This window comes from Stappia sp. 28M-7, from assembly GCF_014252955.1.
In the GTDB taxonomy this organism is placed as follows: Bacteria; Pseudomonadota; Alphaproteobacteria; order Rhizobiales; family Stappiaceae; genus Stappia.
The window spans coordinates 4,265,119-4,282,591 of the sequence record NZ_JACMIA010000001.1; the positions used below are offsets into that span (position 1 = coordinate 4,265,119).

Sequence of the window (17,473 nt, forward strand, 5' to 3'; positions counted from 1 at the left end):
GCCGACCGGCACCAAAGATACAAAGAAAGGCCCATCACCATGTCAGGCGGCAACGATCATCACGGTCACCATCACCACGATCACGACCATGATCACCATCATGACCACGACCACGGCTCGCACCTGTCGCAGACCGACGCCCGGGTACGCGCCTTGGAATCGATCCTGATCGACAAAGGTTATGTCGACCCGGCTGCCCTCGACGTGCTGATCGAGACCTACGAGACGCAGGTCGGACCGCACAACGGCGCCCGCGTCGTAGCGAAGGCCTGGAGCGACCCGCAGTTCCACGACTGGCTGATGAGCGATGCCACGGCCGCCATCCACTCGCTCGGCTATGTCGGCCGTCAGGGCGAGCACATGGTGGCGGTCGAGAACACCGCGAGCGAACACAACATGGTCGTCTGCACCCTGTGCTCCTGCTACCCGTGGCCGGTGCTCGGCCTGCCGCCGGTCTGGTACAAGTCCGCCCCCTACCGCGCCAAGGCGGTACGCGATCCACGCGGCGTGCTGGCAGATTTCGGCGTCACCCTGCCGGAGGGCAAGGAGATCCGCGTCTGGGATTCCACCGCCGAGATCCGCTACCTGGTGCTGCCGCAGCGACCGGAGGGCACCGATGGCTGGAGCGAGGAGGAGCTCGCCCGTCTCGTCACCCGCGACAGCATGATCGGCACCGGACTCGCCCTGACCCCGGCCGAGCTTCAGGAGCAGAACGCATGAACGGCGCACAGGACCTCGGAGGCATGATGGGGTTCGGCGCCGTGGTGCCGGAACCGGTCAAGCCGTTGTTCCATGCGGACTGGGAGCCGCGCGCCTTCGCCCTGACCCTGGCCATGGGCGCGACCGGCGAGTGGAATATCGACATGTCCCGCCGCGCGCGGGAAAGCATGGAGCCGGGCCGCTACCTGACCTCGAGCTACTATCAGATCTGGCTGTCTGCACTGGAGCGCCTGCTGGCCGAACGCGACCTTGTCGGCGCCGACGAGATCGCCGCCGGCCGCAGTCTGCGTCCTTCCCGGCCGGTCAAGCGGGTCCTGGCCGCCGGCGACGTCGCCGCCATGCTGGCCCGCGGCGGACCGAGCGAGCGCGAGAGCGATATGCCTGCCGGCTTTGCCGTCGGCGACCGGGTGCGGGCCCGCAACATGCACCCGACCGGCCACACCCGCATCCCGCGCTATTGCCGCGGGCGCGTCGGCGTGATCGAGGCCGTGCACGGCGTCCATGTCTTCCCCGACGCGAGTTCCGCCGGTGACGGCGAGCAGCCGACCTGGCTTTACGGCGTTGTCTTCGACGGACCGGAGTTGTGGGGCGAAGGCACCGACCCTTCGCTCAAGGTGCGTATCGACCTGTGGGAGCCCTATCTTGAAGCCCTTTGAAACAACGGGCGGGCAGACCCCGCTGCCGCCGCTGGAAAACCTGCCCCAACATGACGGCGAGCCGGTTTTCCGCGAGCCCTGGGAGGCGCGGGCCTTTGCGCTCGCCGTGGAGCTGAATGGGCGCGGCGTCTTCACCTGGACCGAGTGGGCGGAAACCCTGTCGCAGGCGATCCGCGACGCCCAGTCGCGCGGCGATCCCGATTGCGGCGACAACTACTATGAGCACTGGCTTGTGGCGCTGGAGACCATGATCACGCGCAAGGCGCTGACCTCCGTCGAGCGCATCGACGCAAGGCAGGACGCCTGGCTACGGGCGGCGGCGGCCACGCCGCATGGCGAGCCGATAGAACTCGGCCGCGACGGCTCCCCGGTTCCGCCGGCCTGAACGGCTTCCACTCCGCATCAATTGCAGGCCTCTTGCCAAGTCGCATGGGGTGCGTCAGGACTGGCAACTGACAATTTTGCCGATCCGATGCAACCCGATACAACCTGGACGCTTCCCTTGCGCGGCGCCCGGGCCTAGTGTGCGACAATGACCCAGGACAAGCCCCTGAGCGGCATGCTGCTCATGACCGGTTTCTGCCTTCTCGCCCCGCTGGGCGATGCCTTTGCCAAGATCCTCGGCGAGACGGTGCCGCTTGGCCAGTTGCTGATCGTGCGCTTCGCCCTGCAGGCGGCATTGCTGATCCCGGTCGTGTGGCTTGTGCGGGGCAGCCTGCGCATTCCCATGCGGCTGCTGCATCTGACCGTGCTGCGCACCATCCTGCACATTCTCGGCATCGCGGCGATGTTTGCCTCGCTCCGCTTCCTGCCCCTAGCCGACGCCATCGCCATCGCCTTCGTCATGCCGTTCCTGATGCTGCTGCTCGGTCGTTTTGTGCTGGGAGAGGAAGTCGGGCCTCACCGGCTGATGGCCTGCGTCGTCGGCTTTGTCGGCACCTTGCTGGTGATCCAGCCGAACTACGCCGCCGTCGGTGCCCCTGCCCTGCTCCCGCTTGGAGTCGCAGTCGCCTTCGCCCTGTTCATGATGGTCACCCGCAGCATCGCCAAGGCGACGGACCCGATCAGCCTGCAGGCGGTCAGCGGCCTCATCGCCACAGCCATTCTCGGCAGCGCCTGGCTGGTCTTTTCAGGTGCAGGCATGCCCGGGCTCGGCTTCGTTTCGGTAGACGGGCGGGAAATCTGGCTGCTGGGGGCCATCGGGGTCGTGGGGACCCTGGCGCATCTACTGATGACATGGTCGCTGCGGCTTGCCCCCGCCGCGACGCTGGCGCCGATGCAATATCTGGAGCTTCCTTTCGCGACGCTGATCGGCTTCGCGATCTTTGCCGACCTGCCCGACACGCTGGCCTCGCTCGGCATCGTGCTGACGATCTGCTCCGGCCTTTATGTCATCCACCGCGAACAAGTGGCCGCGCGCAGACAGGCAACCGCAACGCTTGGCGCCTCTCCGGCCAATGTCGGCAGCAAGGCCTGATCTGTCGTCAGACGGTGCCGCCCCAGCCGAGCGCGGCGACCAGTAGAGACGTTCCCAGCAGGAAGACGACGAGAGCGGCAAAGCCCTCGATGCCGGCGTGAAGACGCGCGGCGGCACGGCCGCCGACGCTGCGCAGCGCCACGTCCTTGGCAACCACCGCAAGCACCGCCAGCACCGAGACCGTCAGACCGGTCCCCACCGCCATGGCGAAGGTCGCTGCAACGCCCGCCAACGCAAGCCCCTGCGAAATGGCAAACACCAGCACCACCAGCGCACCCGTGCAGGGCCGCAGGCCGATGGCCAGGATCACCGACCAGGCTCGGGCCAGCGTGAAGCGGCCGGCCAGCATCGACGGCGGCGGCGCATGCACATGGCCGCAGCTGCCGCAAACCTCGCCCGCCTCGTGGGCGTGGTCATGGTGTTGCGCATGGTCATGGCTGTGATGGTGATCGTGATGCCCGTGCCCATGACCGTGACCGTGACCGTGGTGATGATGGTCGTGATCGTGGGAGTGATCATGCGTGCAGGCTGCCACCGCCTGCGCGCCCAGCGCGACGGGTCGGCGCGGCGTCAGCATCGGCTTCAGGATCTTGCGCCAGACCAGAAAGGCGCCAAGCAGGGCGACGGCCGCGTAGGAGCCGATCTCGAACCAGCGAGTGGTCTCGGTGATGGCGATCGACGTCATCCGCAGCAGCACCGAGGCGATCCCGATCAGCACCACCGCCGTCACCGCCTGGGCGAAGGCGGAAGCGAAGGACAGCGCGATGCCGCGCCGCAGGGTCTCGCCGTTTGCCAGCACATAAGACGAGATCACCGCCTTGCCGTGGCCGGGGCCAGCAGCATGGAAGACGCCGTAAAGAAACGACAGTCCCATCAGCCACCAGCCGGCGCTGCCGTCTTCCTTCATCGCCTTGATCGCCGTCGTCAGCGAGGCATAGAAGGCCTTTTGCTGCTGGGCGATCCAGCCGAAGAAGCCGGAGAAGATCCCGCCAGGCGCGACGGACGGCTCAACCAGGCCGACGCCGAAGGGCGAAGGCGAAGCCAGCGCCGGTGTGGCGGCAACGACCACGAGACAGGCAAGCGCCAGAAAAACAGGAAGCGAGGACGGAACGCGCGGGGCGGAACGGGTCATCGGATGCCTCATCGGCGGGGCCTCACTTGCAGCCGATCCTTGCGGAGTTCGACAGGGTCTCGGTGATCTGCACCAGATCGGAAGGCAGTTCCCGCTCGGTCTGGGGAATGGCGGCGAGCGTCGTCGCGGTCTGCGGATCCAGCGGCGGCGGAGGCGTGAAGTCGAGTGTGCAGGTCGGCGGCGCGTCCACCATCGCGAAGGGCGTGTCCTGGGTCATCTCGAAGGCGACGAAATAATTCGGATCGAAGACATCGAGTTCGACGGTGGAGGCGTCCATCACCCTCGCCTCGCGCAGCGGCAGCGTGAAGAACAGCGTCAGCCGACCACCGTAGAAGTCGAGCCAGTATTCCTTCGGCGGGTCGAACGCCACCTCGGCGTCGCCCTGCTGCAGGAAGGTGAAGAACTCGTACTCGGCAAGCGACTCTACATTGACCTGTGCCAGCGGCTGCAGTTCCTCGCGGGAGAGCTCGCCATCGCCGTTCTCGTCGAGGCCCTGCACGGCAAAGGCCGTGAATGCCTCGTCGAAGCTCCAGACATGACGCACGGCCGACAGGCGCCCGGCATCGTCGAACACCACCTCCGCCCGCGCTTCCACGAAGACATGCGGATGGGCCTGGGCCGCACCGGCAAGGCCGGCCGTCAAAGCGGCGGCAATCAATCCGGTCTTCCACATGCGACGCATTTCTCCCAGCCTCGAATCCATGGTGCCGATATTGGCAAACTTCACGGCAACAGCAAGGCAGGCGGTCTCAGCCGGCATACTCGCTGGCCCATGCCCCGAAGGCTCTCATCGGCAGCAAGACCCATTTTCAATAGGATAAATTTTTCGAAAATACGCGCTCTAAAGGATATATTCCTGCATCAATAAACATCTATTCGAACAGAAAAGACGGAAATTTCAAATTCACCGACCTATATTTTTCTTGTCCAGAGAAGAGCGATGCCACATGGCTCGGTGCTGCCCTGCAGGGGCCGCGCCCCCTTCGTGCCATCCGTTGCATGCTGCCTCGACAGGGCAGGAGGAGAGACGTCATGAATGCCCCAGTGATCGGCCGCAAGCTTCAATCGGTGCAGAACGGCATGTTCGATCATCCGGAATTTCGCGGCCACGAGCAGGTCGTCTTCGGTCACGACCGCGCAAGCGGCCTGTTCACCATCATCGCGGTTCACGATACGCGCCTTGGCCCGGCACTCGGCGGCTGCCGCATGTGGGCCTATGCCAACAGTGCAGAGGCGCTGACGGACGCACTGCGACTGTCGCGCGGCATGACCTACAAGAATGCACTCGCCGGTCTCGATCTCGGCGGCGGCAAGGCCGTGATCATCGGTGATGCCCGCAGCGCCAAGACCCCGGACCTGCTCGCCGCGTTCGGTACCCAGGTCGACCGCCTGGGCGGCACCTATATCACCGCCGAGGATGTCGGCATCTCTGCTCCCGACATGGAGATCGTCGCCACGCGCACGGATCACGTGCGCGGTACGCGCGCCACCGGCCTGGGTGATCCCTCGCCCTACACCGCGCTCGGCGTCTTCTGCGGTATCCGCGCGGCGCTGCGCCACCGCTTCGGCTCGGACAGCCTGGAGGGGCGCAGGGTCTGCGTCCAGGGGCTCGGCCATGTCGGCATGGATCTCGCCGGACAGTTGCACCGCGCCGGAGCCCGCCTTGTGCTTGCCGACATCCACAAGCCGACGCTGGAAGAAGCCGTCGCCCGCCTCGGCGCCGAGGCGGTGGCCGCCGACAACGCCCACGCGGCCGATGTCGACGTCTTTGCACCCTGCGCGCTTGGAGCTGGCCTCAATGACGAGACGATCCCGCAGATCCGTGCCGGCATCGTCGCAGGCGCGGCCAACAATCAGCTGGCCGAGGAACGCCACGACGAAGCGCTGCGCGAACGCGGCATCCTCTATGCACCCGACTATGCCATCAATGCGGGCGGGGTGATCTCCATCGCGCTGGCCACCCCGGGCGGCGACGACGCGTTGGTGCGGAGCAAGGTCGAGGCCATCGACGCCACGCTGACGCGCATCTTCGAGCGGGCCGAACGCCTGTCGCTGCCGACGCAGAAGGTGGCCGACACGCTGGCCGAGGAACGGCTCGCCGCAGCCTGAGTATCGGGAACAGACTTGGAGGCAGGCGCGGGATCAGCAGACCTCGCCCTGCCGCCGTCGCTCGGCGAACCACTCGCTGAGGAAATCAACAAAGGCGCGCACCTTGCCCGAAAGGTGCCGCCGATGCGGGTAGACGACATAGATCGCCTGCCCTTCCGGGTGGAAACCTTCCAGCATCGGCTCGAGGCGTCCTTCCGCCAGATCCCGATGCACGAAGATGTAGGGGATGCGCAGGAACCCCAACCCGGCGACGGCCGCAGCACGCGCCGCCTCGGCGCTGTTCACCTCGACACGTCCCTTCACCGGCACGTTGATCCGGTTGCCTTCCACCTGGAACTGCCAGTTGTTCCGGAAGCGGTAATTGTTGTCGATGATGCAGGGAAGGTTCGCCAGTTCCTGCGGATGCAGCGGTCGGCCGAAGCGTGCGATGGCCTCCGGCGAGGCGCAGACCACGCCGCGAAACGGCGCCAGCTTGCGGGCGATCAGACTGGAATCGGTCAGCTCCGCCACACGGATCGCCGCATCGAACCCTTCCTCGACCAGATCGACGAACCGGTCCTCCAGCCGCAGATCCACGGAAATCTGCGGCTCGGCCGCCAGAAAGGCCATGATCGCGGGGTTGAGGAAGTCATCGCCCATCGATCGCGGGGCGGAGATCCGCAAGGTGCCGCGCGCTTCCTGATGCGTGTTCTGGATCGAGGCCTTGAGGTCGTCGATGCGGGTCAGGATATCGCTCGCCTCCTTGTAGAAGGCATGGCCGACCTCGGTCATCGAGATCTGGCGCGTGGTGCGGTTGAGCAGCCGGGCCCCGAGCTCGTCCTCCAGCTCGCCGACATATTTCGAGACGAGAGCCTTGGAGCGGCCCAGCTCGCGCGCGGCGGCCGAAAATCCGCCGGCGTCGACCACCTTCAGGAAACAGCGCATCCGGCTGAGCGTGTCCATGCCTTCCCCTTTCCCCCGACCGGCGCAGGCGCCTCAGGCGTCCCGCCGCCGACGCAGTCGCCGCGTCGCCCTGCCGAATAACCCCGCGCCGAACAGCACCGTCAGGAACCCGCCGGCGGCCGTAACCGCCCCTTCCATCGTCACCGGCACCGCCGGCTCGAAATCCTCGAAGGCGCGGCTGGCGATTTGCGGATCGAGGTCCCGGGCAAGCACGACGAGACGCTCGAAGGGACCGGCCTCGCGAAAGGCCTCCTGCTGCCGCTGCAGGCCCGCAAGGCGATCGAGCGCACGCTGTGCACGCTCGCCCTGGGCTGCGACCAGCCGGTCGGACGAGCTTTCCAGCCGGTCGATGGCCTCGCCCGGCGTGAGACCATGGGTGGCGGCATCGGCACGAAACTCCTCGACCACCTGGGTGAGCGCATCGATGGCCCCGCCGAGCCGCTGGCGGTATTGCTGGGCAAACTCCGGGAGCTGGGACGTGGTAACGCCGCCGAGCATCGCGACGGCCAGTGCCATGGTGCGAGCGATCATGCCCCGTCCCTCCCTGTGAGACCTGCTAGAGCGAGATCAGCCCCGCCTCGCCGGTTTCGGTGCCGAAGGCCAGCTGTGTGCCTTCGTCGTTCCATGCAAGCGCGCTGACCGCCCCCTCGCCCGGACGTCGCAACAACACCTCTTCGCCATCCGAAAAGCGCGCCATCAGCACCAACCCGTCCTGATAGCCGATAGCCACCACCTCCTCGTCCGGATGGCAGGCGACACGCGTGACGATCTGGTCGCCGCGGGTTCCCAGCTGCAAGGGCTGCTGTCCCATCGGCCCGCTCTTTCCGAAGAACGGCCATACGATGGCGGCATTGGCGCCGGAAGTCGCGAGATAGCGCCCCTTCGCCGACCAGCTCATCGAGCGGATCTTGCCGGGATAGCCGGTCATCCGCATGTCCTGTCCGTCGGACAGCCGCCAGCCATGCAGCGCATTCTCCTGCATGGTCGTCACCAGATACTTGCCGTCAGGCGAGAATGTGACGTCCTTGTGCGCGCCCTTCCAGTCGAGCTGCTGGGGCGCTGCGGCCGTGTTGACGAAGCGCAAGGTCGCCCCGTCGTATCGGGCGATCGCCAGCCGCAACCCCTTCGGGGCGAAGGCGAGCCCGCCGACGGCGCGGGGCTGCGAGAAGTCCTTCACAGTGCCGTCGGCCTGGCGGACGAATGCACTGCGCCCTGCACCATAGGCGACCGCGCGCTGCGGACCGGCCGCCAGCATGTCGATCCACTTGCGCGGCATCTCGGCGAGCGTCTCGACGGTGCCGTCGGCGCCAAGGCGCCGCACCGTCCCGTCATCGCCGCCGGACAACAGCGCATCGCCCTCCAGCGTGCGGCAGGCAACGAGCAGCCCGCCGTCATGGACGGGGATGCGGCGCTCGCCTGTATCGGTGAGAAGAAGCACGGCGCCGGCGCCGGAGGCGAAGGCCGGCTGCCCCCGAAGGAAGGCAGCCGCCACGACGAAACCGCCCGGATCGAGCGGAGCAACGGAGACCATCCCGATCAGGCCTCGCACGCCTTGAACGCGACCTCGAGCGCGTCGAAGTCGAGTTCCCGGCCGATCACCACCAGGCGGCTGTTGCGGACCTCACCGTCCTTCCACTCGCGCTGATGGTCGCCCTCAAGGATCATGTGGACGCCCTGCACCACATAGCGCTGCGGGTCGTCCTTGAAGGCGATGATGCCCTTGAGCCGCAAGATGTTCGGCCCGTTGACCTGGGTCATGTCACCAATCCAGCGGAAGAAGACCTGCGGGTCGAGCTCACCTGCGGTCATCGATACGCTCATCACCGAATGCGGCGCGTCGTGGTCGTGGTGATGGTGGTGATCATGGCCGTGATCGTGGTCATGATGGTGATGGTCGTGACCGTCATGGTGGTGGTGATGGTGGTCATGGTCGCAGTCCGGCCCGCACTCATGCGTATGCTCGGCCTCTTCCAGGAAATGCGGATCCAGCGACAGGATCCGTTCCAGGTCGAAGGCGCCGCGGTTGAGCACCTCGTCCAGCGGCACTGCGCAGCGCTCGCTGCGGATCCGCTTGGCATAGGGGTTGATCGACTGGATGCGCGTCTCAACGGCCTTCAGCTCATCGGCGGTCACCAGGTCGGTCTTGTTGAGCAGGATCACATCGGCGAAGGCGATCTGGTCCTCGGCCTCGTCGGTGTCGGCCAGCCGCTGCAGCACGTGACGGCAGTCGACGACGGCAACCACCGCATCGAGCTTGGCCTTGGCGCGCACGTCCTCGTCCATGAAGAAGGTCTGCGCGACCGGCGCCGGATCGGCAACGCCCGTGGTCTCGACCACGATGGCATCGAAGCTGCCCTGGCGCTTCATCAGGTTCTCGACGGTGCGGATCAGGTCGCCGCGAACGGTGCAGCAGATGCAGCCGTTGTTCATCTCGAAGATTTCCTCGTCGGATTCGACGAGCAGGTCGTTGTCGATGCCGATCTCGCCGAACTCGTTGACGATCACCGCATAGCGGGTGCCGTGGTTCTCGCTGAGGATGCGGTTGAGCAGCGTCGTCTTGCCGGCGCCGAGATAGCCCGTCAGCACGGTGACGGGGATCTTGCTGTCCTGGGATAGGGTCATGGCCTTGCCTGTATCTGACTTGGGCGCGGCCCGGCGTGGATCGCCTGCCGCGCTTTCCCGTGAATATGGGGTGCGTTACCCATCGCAGTACCGAATTTTCCGCGCCTTGGCAAAATGTGGCGCGCGAGACGGGTCACCGGGATCTAGAGCAGGAACGGAAAGCCGCCCTCGAGCTTCAGCAGCGCGATCTTTGTCTCGCTGCCTCCTTCCCCCGAATATCCGCCGAGGCCGCCGGCCGACAGCACCCGATGACAGGGGATGATCACCGGGATCGGGTTGGCCCCGCAAGCCTGGCCGATGGGCTGGCCAAAGGTGGAAAGCCGGGCGGCAAGGTCGCCATAAGTGCGCGTTTCGCCGTAGGGAATGGCCAGCAGCTCGCGAAACACCGACTGCTGGAACTCGTTGCCGGCCGGCGCCAAAGGCAGGTCGAAACGCGTCAGGTCACCGGCGAAATAGCGCCGCAGCTGGTCGAGCGCCTCCTCCAGCAGCGGCGTGGGAGACGGATCGCGCCGGCGGCCCCAGCCGACGCGCACGATGGCATCGTGTGCCGCCTCGATCTCGAGCGGTCCGACGGGAGTATCGAGATGCACAACGTCGCTCACAACAACCGCTCCGGAAAGTGCAGGGGGAGATGCCCCTTGCGGCCCAGGACACCAGTCCCCTTCCAAGGGGCGTAAGCCCGCGATATCAAGGGCCTCAATGACTCTACCATGACACACCGTGCGGACGAGATCGCCTGCCCGGTCCCGGGAGGAACCATGCTGAAAACCATCGAAGGCTTCAACAGGATCGGCGAGGAGAACGCCTTCGCCGTTCTGGCGCGCGCCACCGAGCTTGCCCGTACCGGCAAGGACATCATCAATCTCGGCATCGGCCAACCCGATTTCCGCACGCCCGACCACATTGTCGAGGCGGCGGTGAAGGCGCTCCGCGACGGCCATCACGGCTACACACCGGCAACCGGTATCCTGCCCCTGCGCGAAGGCGTTGCAGCGGACATCGAGAAGCGCACGGGCGTTGCGGTTGATCCCGACAAGGTCGTCGTCGTGCCGGGCGGCAAGGTCACCATGTTCATGGCGATCCTCATGTTCGGCGAGCCGGGTGCGGAGATCCTCTATCCGGATCCCGGTTTCCCCATCTACCGGTCGATGATCGAGTTCACCGGCGCAACGCCGGTTCCGGTGCCGATCCGCGAGGAGAACGATTTCGCCTTCTCCGCAGAGGAAACGCTCGGCCTGCTGACGTCGAATACCCGCCTGATCATTCTCAACTCGCCCGCCAACCCGACCGGCGGCGTGACGCCGCGCGCCGAGATCGAAAAGCTGGTGGCCGGCCTTGCCGCACGTCCCGACATCGCCATCCTGTCGGACGAGATCTACGGCCAGATGACCTATGACGGGGCGGTCCACACCTCGCTGCTGGAGTTCGAGGCGATCCGCGACCGGCTGATCCTGCTCGACGGCTGGTCCAAGACTTATGCCATGACCGGCTGGCGCATGGGCTATGCGGTCTGGCCGCAAGCGCTGATCGACAAGGCGCGCAAGCTCGCGGTCAACTGCTGGTCCTGCGTCAACGCACCCGCCCAATATGCCGGTCTTGCCGCGCTGGAAGGCCCGCAAGATGCGGTCGCCGACATGATGCAGGAATTCGACAAGCGCCGGAAGCTGGTGGTGGACGGTCTGAATGCCCTGCCCGGCGTCAGCGCACGCACGCCGATGGGCGCCTTCTACGCCTTCCCCAACATCTCCGCGACCGGCTGGAAGGCGAAGCCCTTGGCAAGCGCCCTGCTGGAGGAAACCGGCGTCGCCACCATCGGCGGGCCGGATTTCGGTATTCTCGGCGAAGGTTATATCCGCCTGTCCTACGCCAATTCGGCAGAGAACATCGCCCGCGCGCTGGAGCGCATGGGCGAGTTCCTGTCCAACAAGGCCAAGTAGGCTTTAGGGCTTCGGATCAGCGCGCTGTCGGAATGAGTGCCGACAGCGCGATTGCCTGCTCGGGCACGAGAAGCAGGAAAGCGCCGGCAGGCGCCACCGAGGCAAGCCCCTCGCTCTCGCCGACGTCGAAGGCGGCAAGCACGCTGCCGTTTTCCAGCACGAACTCGATGCCGCCCTCCGGCGGCACACGCCAGCCCAGCTGCGGCAGCTCGCCGCCCGCCGGGCTTGTGCAGGCGCTCATGTCGGCGCGAAACGCGTCCTGCGGAAAGATGCCGCCGGCAACCTCGGCCTTGAGATCCAGCCGGCAAACCGTCCCGGACACCTCGTCGATGAGCTGCCAGTGACCTGCGACGCGCGCCTCGACCGGCTGAGCGCCCGTGAAGCCGGTGCCGAAGAACACCAGCGAGAACAGCGTGACGGCGACGAGAACGCCGATCCGTTGCATGTGAAGCGCCATGATCCCGTTCCTGCTCCTGCAAGGCGCGCGATGCGCACCCCGGTCCGGCAGCGGACGACGAAGGAACGACCTCAACCGCTCGTAACATCGTCATCCAACTGCAATCGGAACAGGATCGGCTGAACCCATTAACGCTTCGTTAAGCTTGTTCAGACCTTTCGCACGAAAGGCGTCTCGGCAACCGGTGTGACCGGCTTCCCGTTCTGGAACCAGGACAACAGGTTGTCGACGACGAGCTGGCCCATCGCGTTGCGGGTGTGCTGCGACGCCGACCCGACATGCGGGAGCAGGACCACGTGCTCCAAGTCGATGAGCGCCTGCGGCACCCGCGGCTCGTCCTCGAAGACATCGAGACCGGCGGACAGGATCGTCCCGTCCTGCAAGGCCTTCACCAGCGCCGGCTCGTCGATCACCGTTCCGCGGCCGACATTCACGACGATGCCCTCCGGCCCCAGCGCCTGCAGCACCTCGGCATTGACGATGCCCTTGGTGGAGGCCCCGCCCGGCGCCACCACCATCAGCGTGTCGCAGGCCTCGGCCATGCCCAGCAGCGTCTCGTGATAGCGATAGGCGACGTCCGGCTGGCGGGAGCGTCCATGATAGTGGATCTCGAGACCGAAGGCCTCTGCGCGCCTTGCAATCGCCTTGCCGATACGGCCGAGACCGAGAATGCCGAGCTTGCGGCCACGCAGCGTCGCGCGGGTCAGCGGGAACGGTCCCTTGGCCACCCACTGGCCGGCGCGCAGGTAGCGCTCGGCGGCCGGCAACTCGCGCGCTGCCATCAGCAGCAAGCCCATCGCGGTATCGGCGACTTCCTCGCTCAACACATCAGGCGTGTTGGTGACGCAGATCCCCTTCGTCGCGCAGTAGCGCGCATCGACGGAATCGTAGCCGACGCCGAAATTGGCAACGATCTCCAGCGACGGCAGGCGGTCGATAAGTGCGGCATTGACCGGGATATGCGGACCACCCGCCACCGCCTGCACCCTTGCGCAGAGATCGGCCGGCAACGCGGCCACATCCGCAGCCGTCGCGCGGTGGACGGTGAACTGCTCGTCCAGGCTCGTCTCCACCAGCGGCAGCATGCGCCCGAGCATCAGGATTTCAGCCAAGGCCATTATGTCTCTCTCCCTTTCAGATCGAATGAAATGTTGCGGATCGTCACCCCGTTTGACCGCCTCCCGGCGGCGGAGTGCTCTCGCGGATGTTGAGGGACGGCGCGATCATGCGACGCTCGTCGCTGACCGTTTCTCCGCCGATCTGGCGCAGGATCAGTTCCGCCGCCTCGCGGCCGATGCGCTCTGGATTGTTGCAGACGGACGTCAAAGACGGCGAGCCGCCCGCAGCCCCGTCGGTATCGTCATAGCCGCCCACGGCCATGCCGTCCCCCGGCGCCACCCCGGTGCGCTTCAATGCATCGATCAGCCCGAAGGAAATAAGATCGTTGAAGCCGAAGACGGCCGTCGGTCGCGGATTTGCAGCAAGCAGCGCCGGCACGGCCTGGCGCCCATCCGCTTGCGTCATCAGTTCGGGGATGTCGACCTGGGCGGCCGGGTCGAGGCCGGCCGCTTCCAGTGCCTGGCGCCAGCCGAGATTGCGGTCGCGTCCGGCCGAACTGCGGCGCCTGCCGCCGACCATGGCGATGTGTTGGTGCCCCTGCGCGATCAGGTGCTCGGTCAGCATCCGCCCTCCGGCAACGTCATCGCCGCGCACCACCGGCGCGCGCGCGCCGTCCACGTCCCGGCAGATCAGCGTCACGGGAATGCCGGTCTCGACCAGCTGATTGATTTCCTCCGCGGTCGTGTCGACCGAGGCGCACAGAAGCAGGCCATCTATGCGGTGTTGCAAGAGGCTATCGACAAAACTGCGCTGGCGCCGCACGTCGTCGCGGTGATTGCAGATCAGGACGACCTGCTGTTCCCGCCCCAGCTCGTCCTCCAGCGCCCGGAAAATCTCGGCGAAATAGGGATTGAGGATATCGTGGACGGCAATGCCGACCATGTTCGAGCGTGCCGTACGCAAGGCAGCCGCCGACCGGTTGTAGATGTACCCGACGCTGCGCGCATGCGCCTTGATCCGCTCGCGCGTTTCAGCGGCGACCAGCGGCGAGTTGCGCAAGGCAAGCGACACGGTCGCCGTCGAGACCTGAAGTTCGGCGGCCATGTCGCCGAGAGTGATGCGGCGATGGGCGCTGCGCGAGGATCCGCGCGCGGACGGGCCTTCGGAAAGGCCGGATCCAGCCTCGCCCGCGGGCCTTTCGGGACGACCCCGGTTCGGGGAAGATCTGTCGCTCACGATGCGCCCCTCGCGCCGGATCGCGTGTCCGCGACCCTAATCGATTGAAAGATCGCCCATCGCACCATGGCACACAAGGCGAACCTACCCCCGTCCCTGCGATGCAGCCTCGGCCGCCACCTCGGCATGCGAGATCTTGCGCTCGCGGTAGAGGATGTAGAGACCCGAGGCAGTGACGATGGCCGCGCCAATCACCGTGTAGACGGTCGGAACGTCGGCGAAGACCAGATAGCCGAGCGCCACCATCCACAGGATCTGCGTATACATGAAAGGCGCCAGCACCGGGGCGGGCGCCAGCACATGCGCACGGATCAGCGCGAAATGGCCGATACCGCCCAGCGCGCCGGTCGCCAGCAGCAGCACCCAATGCCAGGCACTGGACGGCATCTGCCAGGCGGAAATGCCAAAAGGCGCTATCGCGGTGGCTGCGACGATTGCCGAGATCATCAGCATTCCGACCGGTGAATCCGTCTGCGTCAGCATCCGCGTGGTCAGCACGTAGATCGCATAGCAGAGCATCGAGCAGACCGAGAGAAGCGCTGCCCAGTGCATCTCTCCAAATCCCGGCCGGGTGACGACCAGAATGCCGATGAAGCCGACGATGATCGCCATCCAGCGGCGCATCCCGGCCCACTCGTTGAGCAGCGGCCCTGCCAGAGCAGTCACGACGAAGGGCGTCGCGAACATGATCGAGACCGTTTCGGCCAGCTGCATGTAGCGGATCGCGAAGAAGTTGAACGCCGTCGACCCCAGCAGGCAGAGCGCACGCAGGATCTGCAGCCCCCAGCGGCGCGTGTGCAGCACCTGCGGCGTACGCCAGAGACGGAACAGCAAGATGCCGTAGAAGATATGCGTCATGAACCGCATCCACACGACCTGCTCGGTCGGCAGATACTGGCCGAGATACTTCGCTGTCGTATCGAGGCAGGAAAAGCACAGGAACGCGAAACAGATCAGCGCAATGCCGACGAAACGCTCCGGAATGAGCTGGCGCCAGCCGCTGACAGCCCGTTGCAGGGAATCCAAGATCTACCCTCACTCGTCTGCCGACAGGCGTCGGCAGGTCGACGCACTCCATCGGTCACGACCGGAATCGTGCATTTGTCCTATTAATTAGAGTAGATCAGGGAATGTTGCGACTTGTCATGTCGCGGAAATGCACACCGGCTATGCGCTGGGAGCAACCCGGACCACCGCCCTGCGCAGGGCGAACGCGCAGAGACGCGAAGCGCACCGGGGAGCGCTCCGCAAATTCTTCGAAAAACAGTCGAAAGACCGGCCTACTCGGCGTCATCGACCTCGAGATCGACCTCATCGACGGTCCGCGATCCGAGGTTCTTCTCGACCTGACGCAGAAGCTTGCGCAGCTTCTTTCGGTCCTTCTCGTCGAGACCTGCAAGCGCCTCGCGCTCCAGCCGCTTCCAGGAGCGGTCGACGGTCTCGACCAGCGCCCGGCCCTCGTCGGTGAGAAAGACCCGGGCAAGGCGCCCGTCGGTTTCGGAGGCCGCGCGGCGCAGGAAGCCCTGCGCCGAAAGGCGGGTCACCATCTTGGTGATGGTCGGCGGCTGCACCGAAAGTACAGCCGCGAGCTGGCTCATGGTCTGGCCGTCATCTTCCGACAGGACCTTGAGCACGGCTTCCTGACCCGGATGAAGCCCGATCCGGGAGAGGTGGATGCCTGCGCGCGAACGATGGGCCTTGGCCGTTTGAGCCAGGCGAAACGTCACGCTCTTTTTGTAATTGAACGCCATGTCCCGCCTTCTAATGCCGGCAAATGAAAGCTTGATGACAGCGAACGAAAATCGCGTCCACGCTTCACAGCCAATCCCCGGACATGATGTCCTGCCACGCATAATGCGTCCGGAACGGCAAGGAATCAAAAGGGATTCGCCGTCACGGCGAAATCGCGGTCAGGCGGCCGGGCATTGGAGCGGACAGGAAAGACGGCTCACCACCGCGCGAGCTTGCGTTTCACTTTTTCAAGATAGCGCCTGCGGCTGTCATCCGTGGAGGTATCCATCTTGTAGTGGGCAAGATAGCGGACACGGCAGCGCGGATGGCAAAGCGCCCGGATGCCGCGCAACACGGTCTTGCGACCCGGCTCGCCGATTATCTTGGAGATCAGCCAGGACGCGCCGCAGGTCGTGACCACCGCGATCTTGCGGATATGCTGCATGCGTGGCCGCGTGCCGGTGGTCTCGGTCGGGATATCGAAGGTGACATGGGGGATCCAGACCCGGTCCAGATATCCCTTGAGCATCGCAGGAAGCCCGTACCACCAGGTCGGGTAGACGAAGACCAGCGCCTCCGCCCACAGGATGTCGTCGACATGTTCGGCGACCGGGTCCCGGTTGACCGCCGGATCGGCATAGCGCCGCCACTCACCCTCCTGCATCACGGGATCGAAGCCGCGGGCATAAAGATCGGTAAGCCGCGTCTCGTGGCCGGCGGCGCGGAGCGTTTCCATCACCGTCCGGCAAAGGGACGCGGAAAAGCTGTCCGAGGCGGGATGGCAGAAGATCACCAGGACGCGCATCAAAGCCTCTTAAGTTCTGCAGTCACGCGCGCGACGAAGGCCTTGCGCCCGGCCTCGTCGATCCGGTTCATGTCATAGAGCGCCAGATAGGACAGCCGCCCGGTCGGCGCGATGAGCGCCCGCAGCACCCGGCGGACCAGCTTGCGCGGCGGATCCCCGACGAGGCAGGCGCGAAGCCGGCTGCCGCCATAGGTGGTCACTGCGACGAGCCGGCGGATGTGCTGGAGATTTGGCACGACCTTGCCGTCACGCATGCGGAAGGAAACCCCGGGCAGGAAGACACGGTCGAAATAGCCCTTCAGGATCGCCGGGAAGCCGAAGTTCCAGACCGGATAGACAAGGACGATCGCCTCCGCCCGCATCAGCTGCTCGACATACTCCGCCACCGGTTCGCGATTGCGTTCGACGTCGTGATAGGCGAGCCGCTCTTCCCGGCTGAGCACCGGGTCGAAGCCCCTGGCGTAGAGATCGCATTCCTCGACCGAATGGCCCGCCGCCACGAGCACTCGCAAGACCTCGTTCTTCAGCGCGGTGGAGAAGCTTTCCTCCACCGGATGCGCATGGATGAGGAGCACGCGCAAGGCTGAAGA

At 65.7% G+C, this 17,473-nt stretch carries 20 protein-coding genes; 6 read left to right on the top strand and 14 right to left on the bottom strand.

Features of this window, described 5'->3' with window-relative positions:
* Window positions 1-39: 39 nt before the first annotated feature.
* The 4 genes from nthA (at window position 40) to H7H34_RS19150 (ending at window position 2,853) form a co-directional block, all read left to right on the top strand.
* The gene (gene nthA / locus H7H34_RS19135) at window positions 40-720 is read left to right on the top strand and encodes a nitrile hydratase subunit alpha (protein ID WP_185926123.1); all 681 of its coding nucleotides are present in this window, start codon (window positions 40-42) and stop codon (window positions 718-720) included.
* Entirely contained in the window at window positions 717-1,376 is a 660-nt protein-coding gene (nthB, locus tag H7H34_RS19140) for a nitrile hydratase subunit beta (RefSeq protein WP_185926124.1), read from the top strand. The genes nthA and nthB overlap by 4 nt, the downstream gene beginning before the upstream one ends.
* Window positions 1,363-1,761, top strand: coding sequence for a nitrile hydratase accessory protein (locus H7H34_RS19145; protein WP_120269672.1), 399 nt, complete (start codon window positions 1,363-1,365; stop codon window positions 1,759-1,761). The genes nthB and H7H34_RS19145 overlap by 14 nt, the downstream gene beginning before the upstream one ends.
* A gap of 147 nt (window positions 1,762-1,908) precedes the next feature.
* Entirely contained in the window at window positions 1,909-2,853 is a 945-nt protein-coding gene (locus H7H34_RS19150; protein WP_185926125.1) for a DMT family transporter, read from the top strand.
* A 7-nt stretch (window positions 2,854-2,860) separates the two neighbouring features.
* Here the strand turns inward: H7H34_RS19150 and H7H34_RS19155 are convergent, their stop codons facing one another.
* Both H7H34_RS19155 and H7H34_RS19160 read right to left on the bottom strand, forming a co-directional pair.
* On the bottom strand, window positions 2,861-3,985 hold the full coding sequence (locus H7H34_RS19155; protein WP_209006258.1) for a nickel/cobalt transporter: 1,125 nt from the start codon (window positions 3,983-3,985) through the stop codon (window positions 2,861-2,863).
* 22 nt (window positions 3,986-4,007) lie between these two features.
* The gene (locus H7H34_RS19160) at window positions 4,008-4,658 is read right to left on the bottom strand and encodes a DUF1007 family protein (RefSeq protein ID WP_185926127.1); all 651 of its coding nucleotides are present in this window, start codon (window positions 4,656-4,658) and stop codon (window positions 4,008-4,010) included.
* A gap of 359 nt (window positions 4,659-5,017) precedes the next feature.
* Here H7H34_RS19160 and H7H34_RS19165 point away from each other — a divergent pair, with 359 nt between their 5' ends.
* A complete protein-coding gene (locus tag H7H34_RS19165; protein WP_185926128.1) occupies window positions 5,018-6,094 on the top strand; it encodes a Leu/Phe/Val dehydrogenase in 1,077 nt (358 codons plus the stop codon).
* A gap of 33 nt (window positions 6,095-6,127) precedes the next feature.
* Here H7H34_RS19165 and H7H34_RS19170 read toward each other — a convergent pair whose 3' ends face one another.
* The 5 genes from H7H34_RS19170 to H7H34_RS23780 form a co-directional block, all read right to left on the bottom strand.
* The gene (locus H7H34_RS19170; protein WP_120269676.1) at window positions 6,128-7,036 is read right to left on the bottom strand and encodes a LysR family transcriptional regulator; all 909 of its coding nucleotides are present in this window, start codon (window positions 7,034-7,036) and stop codon (window positions 6,128-6,130) included.
* Between the two features lie 33 nt (window positions 7,037-7,069).
* Complete coding sequence (locus H7H34_RS19175) at window positions 7,070-7,567, bottom strand: DUF2937 family protein (RefSeq protein WP_185926129.1); 498 nt, start codon at window positions 7,565-7,567, stop codon at window positions 7,070-7,072.
* 25 nt (window positions 7,568-7,592) lie between these two features.
* Entirely contained in the window at window positions 7,593-8,567 is a 975-nt protein-coding gene (locus H7H34_RS19180; protein ID WP_185926130.1) for a WD40 repeat domain-containing protein, read from the bottom strand.
* 5 nt (window positions 8,568-8,572) lie between these two features.
* Window positions 8,573-9,658 (bottom strand): CobW family GTP-binding protein, encoded by a 1,086-nt coding sequence (locus tag H7H34_RS19185; protein WP_185926131.1) that lies wholly within the window; start codon window positions 9,656-9,658, stop codon window positions 8,573-8,575.
* A gap of 143 nt (window positions 9,659-9,801) precedes the next feature.
* Window positions 9,802-10,260, bottom strand: coding sequence for a methylated-DNA--[protein]-cysteine S-methyltransferase (locus H7H34_RS23780; RefSeq protein WP_185926132.1), 459 nt, complete (start codon window positions 10,258-10,260; stop codon window positions 9,802-9,804).
* A 156-nt stretch (window positions 10,261-10,416) separates the two neighbouring features.
* On the opposite strand from H7H34_RS23780, the gene H7H34_RS19195 reads away from it, so the two are divergent.
* Window positions 10,417-11,595 carry a pyridoxal phosphate-dependent aminotransferase gene (locus H7H34_RS19195; RefSeq protein WP_185926133.1) on the top strand — a complete coding sequence of 393 codons (1,179 nt, stop codon included), beginning with the start codon at window positions 10,417-10,419 and terminating at the stop codon, window positions 11,593-11,595.
* Between the two features lie 16 nt (window positions 11,596-11,611).
* Here the strand turns inward: H7H34_RS19195 and H7H34_RS19200 are convergent, their stop codons facing one another.
* The 7 genes from H7H34_RS19200 to H7H34_RS19230 form a co-directional block, all read right to left on the bottom strand.
* A complete protein-coding gene (locus tag H7H34_RS19200) occupies window positions 11,612-12,052 on the bottom strand; it encodes an AprI/Inh family metalloprotease inhibitor (protein WP_097176032.1) in 441 nt (146 codons plus the stop codon).
* Between the two features lie 149 nt (window positions 12,053-12,201).
* Window positions 12,202-13,170 (bottom strand): 2-hydroxyacid dehydrogenase, encoded by a 969-nt coding sequence (locus H7H34_RS19205; RefSeq protein ID WP_185926134.1) that lies wholly within the window; start codon window positions 13,168-13,170, stop codon window positions 12,202-12,204.
* A gap of 43 nt (window positions 13,171-13,213) precedes the next feature.
* Window positions 13,214-14,347 carry a LacI family DNA-binding transcriptional regulator gene (locus H7H34_RS19210; RefSeq protein WP_209006260.1) on the bottom strand — a complete coding sequence of 378 codons (1,134 nt, stop codon included), beginning with the start codon at window positions 14,345-14,347 and terminating at the stop codon, window positions 13,214-13,216.
* A gap of 84 nt (window positions 14,348-14,431) precedes the next feature.
* Window positions 14,432-15,373, bottom strand: a complete 942-nt coding sequence (locus tag H7H34_RS19215) for a DMT family transporter (protein ID WP_185926135.1) — start codon at window positions 15,371-15,373, stop codon at window positions 14,432-14,434.
* 254 nt (window positions 15,374-15,627) lie between these two features.
* Window positions 15,628-16,098 (bottom strand): MarR family winged helix-turn-helix transcriptional regulator, encoded by a 471-nt coding sequence (locus tag H7H34_RS19220; protein WP_067218507.1) that lies wholly within the window; start codon window positions 16,096-16,098, stop codon window positions 15,628-15,630.
* Between the two features lie 197 nt (window positions 16,099-16,295).
* Complete coding sequence (locus H7H34_RS19225) at window positions 16,296-16,883, bottom strand: NAD(P)H-dependent oxidoreductase (RefSeq protein WP_097176035.1); 588 nt, start codon at window positions 16,881-16,883, stop codon at window positions 16,296-16,298.
* Complete coding sequence (locus H7H34_RS19230; RefSeq protein ID WP_097176036.1) at window positions 16,883-17,464, bottom strand: NAD(P)H-dependent oxidoreductase; 582 nt, start codon at window positions 17,462-17,464, stop codon at window positions 16,883-16,885. The genes H7H34_RS19225 and H7H34_RS19230 overlap by 1 nt, the downstream gene beginning before the upstream one ends.
* Window positions 17,465-17,473: the final 9 nt, after the last annotated feature.

Coding starts and splice junctions, on each gene's coding strand:
- nthA (WP_185926123.1), top strand. CDS start 40: ATGTCAGGCGGCAACGATCATCACGGTCACCATCACCACGATCACGAC.
- H7H34_RS19185 (WP_185926131.1), bottom strand. CDS start 9,658: ATGACCCTATCCCAGGACAGCAAGATCCCCGTCACCGTGCTGACGGGC.
- H7H34_RS19220 (WP_067218507.1), bottom strand. CDS start 16,098: ATGGCGTTCAATTACAAAAAGAGCGTGACGTTTCGCCTGGCTCAAACG.
- H7H34_RS19175 (WP_185926129.1), bottom strand. CDS start 7,567: ATGATCGCTCGCACCATGGCACTGGCCGTCGCGATGCTCGGCGGCGTT.
- H7H34_RS19160 (WP_185926127.1), bottom strand. CDS start 4,658: ATGTGGAAGACCGGATTGATTGCCGCCGCTTTGACGGCCGGCCTTGCC.
- H7H34_RS19225 (WP_097176035.1), bottom strand. CDS start 16,883: ATGCGCGTCCTGGTGATCTTCTGCCATCCCGCCTCGGACAGCTTTTCC.
- H7H34_RS19200 (WP_097176032.1), bottom strand. CDS start 12,052: ATGGCGCTTCACATGCAACGGATCGGCGTTCTCGTCGCCGTCACGCTG.
- H7H34_RS19155 (WP_209006258.1), bottom strand. CDS start 3,985: ATGACCCGTTCCGCCCCGCGCGTTCCGTCCTCGCTTCCTGTTTTTCTG.
- H7H34_RS19165 (WP_185926128.1), top strand. CDS start 5,018: ATGAATGCCCCAGTGATCGGCCGCAAGCTTCAATCGGTGCAGAACGGC.
- H7H34_RS19195 (WP_185926133.1), top strand. CDS start 10,417: ATGCTGAAAACCATCGAAGGCTTCAACAGGATCGGCGAGGAGAACGCC.
- H7H34_RS19180 (WP_185926130.1), bottom strand. CDS start 8,567: ATGGTCTCCGTTGCTCCGCTCGATCCGGGCGGTTTCGTCGTGGCGGCT.
- H7H34_RS19205 (WP_185926134.1), bottom strand. CDS start 13,170: ATGGCCTTGGCTGAAATCCTGATGCTCGGGCGCATGCTGCCGCTGGTG.
- H7H34_RS19150 (WP_185926125.1), top strand. CDS start 1,909: ATGACCCAGGACAAGCCCCTGAGCGGCATGCTGCTCATGACCGGTTTC.
- nthB (WP_185926124.1), top strand. CDS start 717: ATGAACGGCGCACAGGACCTCGGAGGCATGATGGGGTTCGGCGCCGTG.
- H7H34_RS19170 (WP_120269676.1), bottom strand. CDS start 7,036: ATGGACACGCTCAGCCGGATGCGCTGTTTCCTGAAGGTGGTCGACGCC.